General features: G+C 52.7%; 12 protein-coding genes and 1 pseudogene. All 13 read right to left on the bottom strand.

The features are described from left to right. Positions 1-52 precede the first annotated feature (52 nt). Positions 53-421: pseudogene (locus QME66_10650) on the bottom strand (IS1595 family transposase). Between the two features lie 136 nt (positions 422-557). Further along, entirely contained in the window at positions 558-914 is a 357-nt protein-coding gene (locus tag QME66_10645) for a hypothetical protein (protein MDI6809424.1), read from the bottom strand. A gap of 1 nt (position 915) precedes the next feature. Continuing rightward, positions 916-1,296 (bottom strand): hypothetical protein, encoded by a 381-nt coding sequence (locus QME66_10640; protein MDI6809423.1) that lies wholly within the window; start codon positions 1,294-1,296, stop codon positions 916-918. Positions 1,297-1,338: 42 nt separating this feature from the next. Beyond that, on the bottom strand, positions 1,339-3,528 hold the full coding sequence (locus QME66_10635) for a glycoside hydrolase family 57 protein (GenBank protein MDI6809422.1): 2,190 nt from the start codon (positions 3,526-3,528) through the stop codon (positions 1,339-1,341). Next, positions 3,529-4,227 (bottom strand): tetratricopeptide repeat protein, encoded by a 699-nt coding sequence (locus tag QME66_10630; GenBank protein ID MDI6809421.1) that lies wholly within the window; start codon positions 4,225-4,227, stop codon positions 3,529-3,531. A 19-nt stretch (positions 4,228-4,246) separates the two neighbouring features. After that, on the bottom strand, positions 4,247-5,362 hold the full coding sequence (locus QME66_10625) for a hypothetical protein (GenBank protein ID MDI6809420.1): 1,116 nt from the start codon (positions 5,360-5,362) through the stop codon (positions 4,247-4,249). Further along, the gene (locus tag QME66_10620) at positions 5,359-7,383 is read right to left on the bottom strand and encodes an SNF2-related protein (protein ID MDI6809419.1); all 2,025 of its coding nucleotides are present in this window, start codon (positions 7,381-7,383) and stop codon (positions 5,359-5,361) included. Before QME66_10620 ends, QME66_10625 begins: the two co-directional genes overlap by 4 nt. A gap of 84 nt (positions 7,384-7,467) precedes the next feature. After that, positions 7,468-8,049 (bottom strand): outer membrane beta-barrel protein, encoded by a 582-nt coding sequence (locus QME66_10615; GenBank protein ID MDI6809418.1) that lies wholly within the window; start codon positions 8,047-8,049, stop codon positions 7,468-7,470. Further along, the gene (gene xerD, locus QME66_10610; GenBank protein MDI6809417.1) at positions 8,050-9,003 is read right to left on the bottom strand and encodes a site-specific tyrosine recombinase XerD; all 954 of its coding nucleotides are present in this window, start codon (positions 9,001-9,003) and stop codon (positions 8,050-8,052) included. 9 nt (positions 9,004-9,012) lie between these two features. Further along, on the bottom strand, positions 9,013-9,636 hold the full coding sequence (locus QME66_10605) for an MBL fold metallo-hydrolase (protein ID MDI6809416.1): 624 nt from the start codon (positions 9,634-9,636) through the stop codon (positions 9,013-9,015). 62 nt (positions 9,637-9,698) lie between these two features. After that, on the bottom strand, positions 9,699-10,217 hold the full coding sequence (locus QME66_10600; GenBank protein ID MDI6809415.1) for a methylated-DNA--[protein]-cysteine S-methyltransferase: 519 nt from the start codon (positions 10,215-10,217) through the stop codon (positions 9,699-9,701). A 258-nt stretch (positions 10,218-10,475) separates the two neighbouring features. After that, positions 10,476-12,320 carry an excinuclease ABC subunit UvrC gene (gene uvrC / locus QME66_10595; GenBank protein MDI6809414.1) on the bottom strand — a complete coding sequence of 615 codons (1,845 nt, stop codon included), beginning with the start codon at positions 12,318-12,320 and terminating at the stop codon, positions 10,476-10,478. Between the two features lie 638 nt (positions 12,321-12,958). After that, a partial coding sequence (locus tag QME66_10590; protein MDI6809413.1) for a glutamate dehydrogenase occupies positions 12,959-13,655 on the bottom strand: 697 nt, incomplete at its 5' end.

The following is a 13,655-nucleotide window of genomic DNA, read 5'->3' as shown; positions in this document are numbered from 1 at the left end:
CGTCAACGGGAAAAACAATTGACGTTCAACACATAAGCCGATCTCCTCCGGTCCTGACCATGGCCCGTCGCAACTTATGCAACCATGTCCAGGCCGTTTCATAACTGCCCAGTCCCAGAACCCCTTGCAGTCCTTTCGCGCTAGCCCCATTCTTCTGGCTGGTTACCCACCAAATGGCTCGGAACCACATCGTCAAAGGCAATCGAGACCTCTCAAAAATGGTTCCCGCTTTTACCGAAACCTGATACTCACAAGCGGCGCACTTGCACAGACCACGCTTCGTAAACCAACTCTTCTTACCGCCACATCGTGGACAAACAAATCCCTCGCCCCAGCGCAGACGGAAAAGATATTGCGCACAAGCCGTTTCCGTTGCAAATTGACGCTCGATTCCTGCCAGAGTTCTTGGATACTCTTCCATGCTCTGGCATACTATATCTTGTATTTAGTGGAGTCAAGGGGATACCCCAATTATGTAAATCTCATGCCGATTTTGGCATGAGTTTACATAATATCTCTTATGCGACATGATGGATTGTTTAGACGAACATCGAGGATCATTCAAACGAAAACCTTGCCGGACCTTCTGAAGCCTTCTTCCCTGAGCCCGACTTCATAAGCTCCTCAAGCGCCTGCGCAGTCTTCCTCGAGTTCTCCTCGATATCAAGCGCGACCTGGATTGATTCACCCAATACAAGGAAGTAGATGAACAGGAGCGCGCCGTACAGCGCGGCCAGAAGCCCAGCCGCTGCCAGCCTCAGGTCTGAGGTCGATATTGCCACCAGGAGCATTGCGATCAACGTGAGAACCGACAGAGCGAGCGAGAACCAGGCAAGAGCCCTGAGGACACCGGCCAGCTTCTTGAGGACCGGATACCTTGGATGTGGACGAGGTTCTGGTTGGGAATCAGTCATCCTAGAATGGAACCTTTCGAGTGTGTTCGCCAATGACCGGCATCTGCCAGTACTCGCCGGAGATTGCCTTCACAAAGCCCGCAACCGCTGCGATGAGAATCCCGAGCAGAAGAATCAATCTGATCGGGAGAAGCACTATGAAACCGATAACCGGTATCAGTCCAATCGTATGACTTAGTATGGAAAGCGCCAGGCAAACGACTATTTCGATGAAGAAAAGGACTGTCCCCTGCCTGGCATGAAACAGAGCAAATCTGTTCTTTCCGCCGAAGATAGCGGGCAGAAAGCAAAGGAAAGGCACATAGGAAAGTGCGCCCAGAACCCGCCCCTGCTCTATCTCGGGATCTGGAGTATGCGTCTCAGTTCTTTCGTCAGTTACCATTGGCGGCCCCCATGAATCATACCGGCCGGCGTGGAGAAGCCATCATGCCGACCACATTTGATCATCGTAGTCCGCTGACGGCACCTGGAAGATGATCCTCCCACGTAGAGGCCAGCTCTCCAGCACGTGTTCTCCCTTGAGGACTAGGATGATCACAGATACAGTTGTCCCGACAGATACTCCAAGATCTGCAAACGGAATCTTCATTTCAACGATGTCCCGGGCTGCGAACGTAGCCGCAGTCTGCATGGTCTCCCACCTGCCGTCCGAGGATTTTTCAAGTAACGGATGCCCGTTTCTCGTTCCCGACCATGGAGAGATTGTGATTCGCGAGCGCAGCGGCTCAATGACCTCTGCCGCAACCAGCAGCTCGGCATGGCCATCCCCTTTTGGCTTTGGGTTTGTGTCAATCCTCAAGTAGAGGTTGTCCTGGTCGAACCCGTAGTAGATCCCTCTGACGATTGCGGGGTCCGTGATTCCCCCCGCTGTTTCCTCGCACGAAACCTTTCCGCCAAGCCGCCACTCATAGAAGTGCGAATTCACTCCATCTATCGTAGGACTTATGAGTCTGGCAGGAAGCTGGACCTCAGCCGATGCTCTGGTTCCTTTTGCGACTTCCTCATAGAGTTCCGGGGGTACTTTCTCCCCCATTTCTCTGTATGCGGCCATGAGCTGTTCCCTGAAGAGCCTGTCGAACTGAAACCGGTCAGCGGTATAGAAATCATCCCCATACCACCAAAACCAGTCACTTCCCTCAGCCGCCTGTATGTGCTCGAACGCCCTGGACAGAGCCTCAGAATTCGCACCGCCTGCTTTCGCCTCTTCAAACTTCTGCCTGGCAGCAGTGAGAAGCTCCCAGGCACGATTCTTCTCGTTATGTCCAATCCAGATTCTGAACGAATGCCCAATCCAAGAGCCAGGCCAGATGTTCGCGAGCTTTCTCGCAGGCATCTCCTGCGCTAATTCCTCGGGTAACACAGACGTTATCTCGCTCCCGCCGGAGAGAATTCGATACAGATCCGTAATGAAATCGGCACCGTTTTTGTCATAGTACTCCCAGCAATTCTCGCCGTCAAGAGCCACAGTGACTACGGCGCGTCCCCCCGGCCACCTCTCCCCTATCCTTCTGATTCTGCCGACAAAATCCCTCGCCGCGGTCTCCGCACGCCAGCTTGAATAAGTGAAACCTATGAGGTCGGAAAGAACACGGTCTCTAAAGAAAACTCCGATCGGACCTGCCCCCGTCTGAATGGAATAAGGCGCATAGAGGTGGCGGGCAAGCTCGTCTCTATCACCGGGAGCAGAGCCGATAGTCTTGGCAAGATTCTCTTCGTCGGTCGCGATGTGGCCGAAGCCCTGACTCTTGATAATCCTTACTGCCTCATCACTCACGCTGCCTTCGGACGGCCACATTCCCACCGGGCGTCTCCCCATGTATTGTTCAGCAAGCTCCACTGATTTTCGCACCTGGGATTCAGCGTCCTGCGGAAACCTGAATGCCGGCGATGGGATCGCCATATCAGGCAGGGATTTCTTTGAGATTTCCGAATCACAGAGGAGCGGGAGAATCGGATGGTAGAAGGGAGAAACCCACAACTCGATCTTTCGTTCGTCCCACAGCTCTTTCAGAATAGAAAGCGTCTCGTGTGCCAGATCTGTGTGCGCGCCGAGAACTGCATTCTTCTCTTCTTCGCTGAAACTGCCTTCCTTTGCTCCGATCTCCTGCAATCTGCATCTGGGATAGAGAGACGAGTCAATCCAGCTCAGGTTGAAGAGGACCTGCAGATCGCGAAAATCCTGAGTGCTGAACTGCTTCAGAGCTTTTCTCCTGCTTTGAAGGGTGGAGTCTTTTCCCCTCCGCAGAAAAAGCTCGAGGTACCGGGGCTTCTTTCTTATTGCCGTCCTCATATTCGCCTGGAAGAACTTATCAAGCAGAAAGAGTCTCTCATCTTCAGTAAGAGCCCCGGCCTCTTTCAGAGAGACATCCAGATAGGCATCTCTTGCGGTTCCTGCCGCATAATCGGCAATCTGCCGGAGCAGGCAGGGACTATAGTTGAAGACCATTTTCACGTTCCGGAATTCCCTTAGGATCATCGCCATCCTCAGGTAATCCTTGGTTATGTGAAGCCTCGTCCAAGGCAGCTCGTATCTTCCGGAGACAGCACTCTTGTAGTCCGGCTGATGGAAATGCCAGACAAGTACAAGTGATGCCTGTTGAGCTCTCTGGTTCATCTACGATGCCAATCCCGACTTGCCCTTGATTCGTGCCTCAAGCTCAAAGAGAAGGCTTTTTATCTGACGTATGTTTCTCACATTCGGATATTCTGAGACGATTCGTTTCAGAATCTTTACTGCATCATCCGTTCTGCCGCCAGACCTGAGAGAACGGACTGCGTCGAGAAGTGCAGAGACCTGCGGATCGCCCTTGGGAAAGGAATTTGCGATGCCCTCATATTCCCGCGCAGCCTCAACATAGCTTTTCTGATCCTCAAGCGCGATCGCAAGACCCCTCTTTGCCGAGAGGATAAGGACCTGGTTCTTTTTCTCTCTCTTTAGGAATTCCCTGTAACTCTCAATTGCATCGCTGTATTTCCCGAGGAAAAGCTGAGTATCTCCCAGCCTGAGACGCGCTATCTTTCCGTCAGTCGCGCCAGGATACCGGGATGAGCCCTCGCTGAAAAAACTCTGTGCAGAAGCCATTCTCCCTGCCCAATACTCAGAGTTTCCCTGAGCAAGAAGGAAGCTTGCCTTGTCCTCGGAGTCTCTTCTGACATGTGATACGTAGACGGCCCCCACCACGACGAATGCCGCCACCACCGCAGCCACGGCCATTTTGCCCGCATTCTCCCTGACGTAGTCGAAGGCCCTGAGAGCAAAAGTAACGAGCCTGTCCTCTTTCATCTCTCTTCTTGTTATTCTTCTCCCGGGCATCCTTCCTCCTTGGCTGATTTCACGTGATACCTGCTTCGCACAGCGAACATTTCTTGTGGCACCGTGCGCACACCACGTGTCCCTTGCTGCAGCTCCACGCCTCCCTCACCTTCACTCCGCAACTCTTGCAGAGATTTCCGACAATGTCCCCTCGCACCACATCATAACCCCATATTCCCCTGAAAGCCAGTCTATCGATTTTCCAGGAGAGCTCCACCCTTGTTATTGGTACATAGAACTCCTCCACAGCAAGGAGGCTGACCGATGCTTTCGGTTCTATTCTCCTGGCCTCGTGACTCAGTTTTCGCTCCCAATCAACCTTATGCTGAACAATCCTCTCTGCTATGTCACCACCGCTATCCTCCACTCGCCCGCGAAATGACCGCTGCCTTTCCCTCTCCTCCGAGATGAGCTCCTTGTAGTACAGGCTGAATCTCCTTGCTTCGTTCTCGAAACTCTCTAGTGCCTGTCTCCTGAACGAAGAGACATCAGGTCTTATTCTGTCGCAAAGGACCTCGAGAACCTGACTGAATATCTCGTTGTGATTCCTTGTCCTGGCAACCGGCAGAGTATTGTCCGGGGTCTCGGACCAGGCCGCCTGATGAAACCCGGGATGTCCGTCTTCAGAGATTGTCCGCGTGAACGAATCGTAGTAGAGGGTAGCCTGTTTCTCTGCCATCTCGTATGAGCTCAGAGTCAGTCTGAAGTAGAAGGCAATCCACGGAGAATAAAACATCTTCCCAATCTTCAAAGCAGGTCTGAAGTTCCTGAACTTGACCCGGCCCGCGATTTCTGCTGCAGACTTCTCTTCATCAGACGCCGCATATCTCCTGGTGACTGCCCCTGACTCCTGCGCATACGAAAGCATCTCTTCAAAGAAAGGATTTCCGGCTATGAGCGGCTCGGCAAGGCCCAGCTTCTTTCCCGGCCCCTTTTCGAACCTGACGCGCATTCTTCTCCTTCCCAGCCTCTTCTTGAGCTCGGGCGGGAACGAGGCTTCGTAGACCCCTCCCCCCTTTTCTTTCAGCTTTCCGCCGGCGTGCAGAAGAAGTTCCTCAACAAACCGCTTTGGGGACAAATCTTTCTTCTCGAGAGCAATCATTCGTCCGATCTGACTGCCGCCAGTTATGTTCATCTGTCCTCTTGAGAATTTGCCTGAGGAGTATCGAAGAGAAGAACGTCAAGCTCCTTGGCCTTTTCGTACTGCTTCCGGGCTGAGAGCAATTTTTCTCCGAGGAAGGATAATTTTCGCAGGAACTCTTGCTTTTTCTTCGACCCTGTCCAGATCTTGAAAATGAGATCATCGAAAGAAGTCCTCTCGTCCAAATTTCCAAGAATCATTTCCATCTCTCCGACGACGAGCTCAAACATGTTTATCTTCTTGTAGAGTGTCTCAAGAACATACCATTCTACCGTATCTGCAGCGGAAAAGTTGAAGATTCGGACGTCTCTCTCCTGCCCAAGGCGGTGAACTCTTCCTATCCTCTGCTCAATACGCATCGGGTTCCAGGGGAGATCGTAATTCACTATCGTTCTACAGAACTGAAGATTCCTGCCCTCCCCGCCTGCCTCCGTGCTGAGAAAGACATTCACCGAATCCCGGAATTGCTTCACAGCGATCTCTTTCTGCCGCAGCGAAAGTCCGCCGTGATATGACACTGTCTCGATGCCTTCCTTTGCCAGATTTCTCACCAGGAAATCAAGAGTCGTTTTGAACTGCGTAAAGACGATTACCTTTTCGTCAACGGCACGAAGAGTCCTGAGCAGGCCATTCAATTTGCTGCTGTCGGTCACGTTTTCCGCCATCGACAGGAGCTTGTTGAGCATGTCGGACATCTCACCCCTGTACTTCTCCTTCATCTTGCTGAGAGTTCTTGCGGCAGCATAGGAGCTGCTTCCTATCTCCTTCTGAAGAACGAGAAGCGTGAGATACCACTTGGAAACCGAGCTTCCCCTGCCCTCTCTTGTCTGCCGGCTGACGAACTCCGACACGGAGTCGTAGAGCTCCCTCTCCTGCTGCGAAAGCGCAAACTCAACGGTCTCTACATGCCTTTTGGCGAACTTGATCGCCGTGTTGCCGCGCGTTGTTCTCAGCATTACCGTCGAGAGAATTCTTGAAAGACGCCCGGTGTTCTTCGGCTTTCTTTTGTCACCTCTCATCATGAACTGCTGTTTGAATGTCCGGAATGTGCCCAGAGTCCCCGGCCGGAGAAGCGTGATCAGGTTATATAGTTCCCTCAGGTCGTTCTGGACAGGCGTCGCCGTGAGAAGAAGCAAGTACTTCGGGGAAAGCGAATTCACGAACCTCCACGCCAGAGTCTTGTGGTTCCTCATGCGGTGTGCTTCATCCACTATCACGATGTCGAAGCCGCACCTTCTTATCTCGTCACGGTTCCGGGCCGACTTGGCCGTATCCATTGAGGCAACCACTATCTCACCATTCTTCCAGTCACCTGGGAGCCTGGCAAGCTTCGAGTCAAGGCCGAACTTGTTCGTGAGCTCCTCCTGCCACTGATTGCATAGAGACACCGGAACAAGAATCAGAGCCCGTCCGACAAGGCTCCTGACAAGATACTCCTTGAGCACAATCCCGGCCTCCACCGTTTTCCCCAGCCCGACTTCATCTGCGAGCAGTGCCCTGCCGCGAAGTTCCCTGATCACCTTCAGGCAGGCAGCAAGCTGATGTTTGTATCTATTGACATCCCGAAGCGACCCAAGCGAAACGAGCCTCTCATTGCCTCTTCCAAGCCGGATCAGCTCCGCATATCTCCTCAATAGAAAACTCTGGTAACTCTCGTACCACTGGCTGGAAAGTTGTGCGATGACATCCAGACTCGTAGGGTCCAGAGTCAGCATTCCGTCTCCGATCGAGATGCCTCCGGCGTGGTCTTGCGAAATGCGCCCCTTCGCCAGGGAAGACCGGCGCCTTCTGGCTTCCTTCCCGTCGCTTCCCCAGACCAGCGGAAAAGGCGTCCCCGGAAACTCACTCACCGTCAGGGGATGCTCAGAGCTGAGCTTTCTTACACCATCAGAAAACACGACTTCGAGGATGTCGTACCGCTTTTCTCTTTTCACATCCACAACTAGGCCTTCGCCGAAAGTCCTGTGAAAGACCTTCTCACCGACCCTGATTTCTTTTCTCCACTTAGAGCTCACAGAAACACTCCACTCCCCCGCAGATACCGAACGCTTGTCATTAGAAGAAACCGCAGTCCCGAGTACCCGGTGTTCCGGGCGCTGTCAATTTACAACATAGTAAGCGAACCCGACCGAAAAGAAGCCCGCAGCAGTCAAACCGTCGTCATTGACAAAAGTGGATCCCTTCAACCGGAAGTCGACCGCTATTGAACGGCTAATGAAGAACTCAGTTCCGGCACCAGCAGTGACAATAGGACCGTCTTCCGTACGCTCCGGCCCGCCCGCCGACCAAAGCACTGTTGGCTGGCAGAGGCCGGCACCGATTACGACATACCTTGATACCGGTTTGTTCCTCTCAAAGTACCTGAAGAATTCGACAGTCGTGGTATTGAACTGGAGTCTCCCGGGATCATCTACGGTTGCGGGCTCAAGAGTCGCGTCGTGATACTGATTCTCAAACGAGATTCCGATGGCCTTCTTCTTCCCAAGATAGTATTTGAGCTTTATTCCATAGCCGATTCCGCCATCATAGTTATCGGCATACTCCGAAACTCCCCCCATCAGGCTGTATTGGTACTGGAACCCCATGGAGATTGTCCCTTTTCTCTCCTCCCCGCTAACTTGATGGGTGCGGAAACAAACCAGAAGTAATGAAAGAAGAACGAGCCTGAGATAGTTTTTCATTTAGGGCCTCGGGTGGAACGTCTTGTGAACTTCCCTCAAATACTCCGCATCTACGGCGGTGTATATCTGGGTCGTAGAAATCGATGAATGTCCGAGAAGTTCCTGAATGATTCTCAAGTCAGCCCCTCCTTCGAGCATGTGAGTTGCGCATGAATGCCTGAGGGTATGAGGGTGGATACCATCAGGCAGTCCGGCCATACGCGCATATTTCGAAAAACGTTTCCAGAAAGCCATTCTGGTCAGCGGCTTTCCTCTTCGTGTCGTGAAAACATAGTCGCACTTTCTCTGTCCGAGAATGGACGGCCTTCCGGATTCCAGGTACTGGCCGACATATTGCCGTGCATAGCTGCCTACCGGAACAACCCTTTCCTTCTTCCCTTTTCCAAAACATCTGACGATCTCGTTAGAAAGGTCGAGCGCAATCAGTTTGAGGCCGATGACCTCGGATTCTCTCATTCCGGTGCCGTACATCAGTTCCAGCATGGCCTTGTCCCTGAGCTCAAGCGGCTTCCCGACATCCGGCATGGAAAGAAGTCTCTCGACCTCGCCTGTGCTGAGAACGACGGGAATCTTCTTCCATTGCTTCGGACTCCTCAAAGTCGAAGCGACATCCTCCTTGAGAGTCAGAGATTCTCTCAAGAACCGGTGAAAGCTCTTGAGGGATGAGAGTTTCCTCGCAATCGTTGACGATGAAATATCCAGTTTCCCCAGGGCGTCCTTGAAAATTCCAGGACCGTCCCTGCCGAGCAAATCAATGGAGTCGATCCCTCTTGACTTGACGACATTCAGGTAGGAACGGAGATCCCTGCGGTAGGCATCAATCGTGTTCGGTGAATATTGTCTCTCAAGGAGAAGATGCTCAAGGAAATCGTCGAGAGCCTTCGACAGCTCCGGTGGCGTACCGGAGCGGGACTCTTTGCCCTCAACTTCCTTTGAGACGCTTGAAGGTGCCATTCCAGATACCTAACTGAGAAAAGGATTCTCCTCCTTCTCGATTCCGACTGTCGTGGACGGCCCGTGTCCCGGATAGACTTTGGTATCGTCCCCGAGCGGGAGAATCTTCTTCGTGATCGAGTTGATCAATTGATCGTAAGAACCGCCGGGAAGATCCGTCCTTCCTATTGAACCTGCAAACAATGTATCGCCTGAGAAAAGATGGTCTTTATAGACGAAGCACACTCCACCCATCGTGTGCCCGGGAGTGTGAATCACCTCGAGCCGGATATCACCTGCCCCGATGACATCTCCGCCCTCAATGCGCAAAATGTGTGGCTTCCCGTCCTTGGGAGAAGTCCCCTGAAAACGTCCGGCAGGGCCTCTCTTCATCCTGGATTCCGAAAGCGCACTGCCCTCGAAAGTCAGCGCAAGCATATCTTCGTCAGATGCATGAATGAGAAGACATGCCCCGGTCTCTTTCATCAGGTACCAGTCCGCGCCCGTATGGTCAGGGTGTCCGTGGGTATTGAGAATCCATTTTATTTCCAGCCCAAGGCTTTCTGTCTTTCTCAGAATCCGCTCACCCTCGTCGCCGGGGTCGATTATTACGCCATCTCTTCCCCCGGCGGAGCCGAGGATGTAACAGTTCACCTCAAGAGGTCCGACTACAAGGATATCAAAGATTTCTTTCAGGACTATTTCCCATCCTCTCTCTAGAGCTCAAGCGGAAGCTGTCCGCCCTCAAGAAGTATCAATGCTCTCTTCCAGCGCAGCCCCGACGCGAACCCGCCCAGAGAATGACTGCTCATTATGACCCTGTGGCAGGGAATCACGATCGGAAAAGGATTCGTCCTCAGAGCTACCCCTACAGCCCTGGCAAAGCTGGGACCGCCACAGGAGGCCGCGATCTCCTTGTATGATTTCAGCTCTCCATAGGGAATCTTCTTCACTGCAGCCCACACTTGTTTCTGGAATTCGGTGGCCGACCTCATATCAAGCTTAGCATCAAACTGAACCCTCTTCCCCTGAAAATAGCTTTCGAGTAGACGCCTGAGACTTCCGAATGTCTTCCTGTCTTTGACAAGCCTGATTTCCCTGGCTGACAAGAGCTTCGCTACTTTCCTTACTTTGGGTGTGCTCCCGAGAACTATGCTTGACACTCCATCGTCGGTCCCTCCGACCCAGACCCTCCCGTGTTCAGTCTCAACCGTAAAATAGCGTACGGTTTTCATAATACACCCCAGCATCTCGCCACAAACGTTTCACTCTTCATGCCTGCTTCATCCTCTCCCCAGCGTCGTGTCCCATAAACTCCTTGTCTATGTCTTTGCCCCGGGACACGACACTTTCATAGGGGCTCCTCGCCCCTCTGACGTTTCCGGATGCTCCTACTCGTCGCATCCCTCCGCTGTCACCCCTGAGGGGGTCGGCCACGACCCCCTCATACCCCTTGGCAGTGTGCCTTATCAAACACCCTACCTTTAGTGAAGTTATTTCTGGGACGGCACACTGGGCGGCACTGTCCCTGTTCCTTCGAGTATTGCTCTTGCGAGACGTTCACCTATCCCGCGAGTCGCCGCGAGCTCCTCAAGTGTTGCACGTCTCACTCTCTCCGGGGAACCGAACTTCCGAAGCAGAGCTTCCTTCTTTCTCTCTCCGATCCCCGGAATTTCATCAAGTGCGGAGCGCGAAAGTCTTTTCCGCATCACCTTTCTGTGATAACTCACCGCAAACCTGTGAGATTCGTCTCTAATTCTCTGAAGAAGCTTGAGTGCTGCCGAGGAACGGGAGAGTCTGATTGGCTCCATTTTGTCTGGAGAGTACAGTTCTTCGTTCTTCTTCGCGAGGCCGAAAACCGGAATCTCGTCAATTCGCTGGCCGATCATTGCCCTTATCGCCGCGCCGACCTGAGGTTTCCCGCCGTCAACGAGCAGAAGGTTAGGAAGCTTGAGGGATTCGTCTGCCAGTTTCTTCATCCTTCTCGAGAGAATTTCAAACATCATTCCGGCGTCATCGGAGCCGGTCGATGTCCTGACCCTGAATTTCCTGTATTGCGACCTCTGGGGAACGCCATCGATGAACGTTACCAGAGAACCCACGCTTGCTTCCCCATGAACGGTCGATATGTCAAAGGCCTCAATCCTTCTGGGAGGGCTCTTAAGACCGAGAGCACGCTCCAGTTCAAAGAGCTCATCGGGAAGTCTCTTTCCTTTTCTTTCATGGGCTGCGATTTTCTCCGCAACCTCCAGGTCCGCGTTCATCTTCGCCAGAAGAACGATTCCCTTTTCTTTTCCTCTGGAAGGCGAATGGATACTCACTCTTGTCCCGCGCCTCCCGCTGAGACACTTCTCAAGGAGTTCAATATCATTCGGCTCGACTGAACACAGTATCCTTTGGGGGATTGGTCCCGGCCGGTCATAGTACTGCTCGATGAACGAGCCGGCGAGCTCCTGCTCGGTCTCTTCCCGGACTCCCTCAAAGAATTTTCGATCTTTGGTGATGATCTTGCCGTCCCGGATTCTCAGCACAACTCCACACGCCACCTTTCCACTCTTTGACACGCCCAGCGCATCCATTTCTCTTTCTGCAAGACCGGCGACCCTTTGCTTCGAGAGAGTTGCTTCAATGTCGATGATTCTGTCCCTGAGTTCTCCGGCTCGCTCAAAGTCGAGACGCTCAGATGCCGTCTTCATCTCTTCCTCAAGGGAAGAAATCACTTCTTCACCGGACCCGCCCAGGAACTTGGAGACCCTCCCGACTATCTTTCTGTAGTCATCCTTCCCTATCTTACCGACACAGGGAGCAAGGCACCTCTTGATGTGGAAATTGAGGCATGGCCTGCCCTGGATCCTGCCCGGCTTCTCACCCGGACAGGTCCTCAATGGGAAAGTAGCCCTGATCAGAGCGACGGTCTTCCTCATGGCCGCCACGTCGGAATATGGTCCGAAGTAACGGTTACCGTCCTCCACGGAATTCCTGGTCACGGAAAGGCGGGGAAATTTCTCTTTCATTGAGAGCCTGAGGAAAGGATATTTCTTGTCGTCTTTTAGCCTGACATTGTATGGGGGCCTGTACTCCTTTATGAGATTACATTCAAGGAGCAATGCCTCAAGCTCAGAATTGGTGACGACGCAGTCAATGTCAGTGATCTTCCTCAGAAGAAGCGCTTGTTTGAGGCCCAGATGAGAGGAAGGCCCAAAATGACTTCTCACTCTGGATGCAAGTTCGCCGGCTTTGCCCACATAAAGCACTTTTCCGCGCTTATCCTTGAAAAGGTAAACTCCTGCCTTGTGCGGGAGGAGCGAAAGCTTTCTCTTAACTTCTTTCCTTGACATACTTCCTGTTAGAATATCACTTTGCCGGCCGGCATTCAAGAAAAGCGCTGCCCCGGTGACGTATCATCAGACGCGGAGGGTGCACGGGCGGTTAGCAAGCAAACATCTCAAGGTGGGCAAGAAGCGCAACTCGCTGCTACTCAATAGGGATTGCAGGAATGCGGGCCGGAATGGAGAGCATGCCGTTCGAGAGGTGAGGCACCAAGATACCTTGTCGGAAACCTATTGAATCAAGACAGCCTTCTTCTCAAAAAGGGACCTTCCTGAAGAAGCTTCGTCCTAGTGTGCCGTCCCAGAAACAACTTTACGAAATGCAGGGCCTTTCGTAAGGCACACTGCCAGGGGGTATGAGGGGGTCGTGGCCGACCCTCTCAGGGGTGACAGCGGAGGGATGCGACGAAGAGGAGCATCCAGAAGCGTCAGAGGGGCGATAGCCCCTATGAAAGTGTCGTGTCCTGGGGCAAAGATATACACAAGGAACTTCCGGGACACGACACTAGCCTCGATTCAGTGAAACCAGAAGCGGATGGTCCGAAACGGCGAATACATCCCAGAATTCACGAAACCGGCCACTGCAAAAGTAGGCGGGACGCTTTTGCTGCCCGCTCTGAGATCCCTGAAACGGGAAGCTTGTTCGGTTACGGGAAGATTCCTCTCTCCTTGTACACTATCTGGAGACTCGAAAGGGCTACTACATAGGCGGCTACTCGCCAGTCGGTGTTGAAGTTCAAGGCAGTGCTGCGCACTTTCTCATAAGCGTTCAGGATCTTCTTACGAAGCTTGCAGTCAACTTCTTCAAGTTCCCAGCGTTCGCTTCTCTTGTTCTGGAGCCATTCGAAGTAGCTGACAATGACACCTCCGGAGTTGCAGAGGACATCTGGTATCACATCAACTCCCTTCCTACGTAGAATCAGGTCCCCTTCTGGAGTGGTGGGGCCGTTAGCCCCCTCGGCTACAAGTTTGACATCCAGCAGCTCAGCAGTGTCTTCTGCAATCTGATTCTCCATTGCTGCCGGCACGAAAATATCTGCCTTAAGAGTTACGAAAGAGTCGTGTGTGATTAGGCTTGCCTTGGGGTAGCCTGCAACGAGCCCAGAGTTGCCGGAAGCATACAGGAAAAGGTCGTCTGGATCGATGCCATTATCATTTCCTATGGCGCCTGAAATGTCTTCAACGGCAACTAGCTTCGAACCATGGGGTTTCAACAAACGCGCTGTCCACGAACCCACATTCCCGTACCCTTGGATTTTGTAAGTGGCTTCTGCCAGCTTGAAGCTATTGTCCCTAGCCTGAATTATGCACGCGTTTACTGAAAAAAGAGTGCCATCGTCCTCG

The sequence above is a fragment of the Candidatus Eisenbacteria bacterium genome (genome assembly GCA_030017955.1).
In the GTDB taxonomy this organism is placed as follows: domain Bacteria; phylum Eisenbacteria; class RBG-16-71-46; order JASEGR01; family JASEGR01; genus JASEGR01.
Note: the sequence above shows the minus strand (reverse complement) of the source record. Positions and strands in the feature narration are given on the sequence as shown.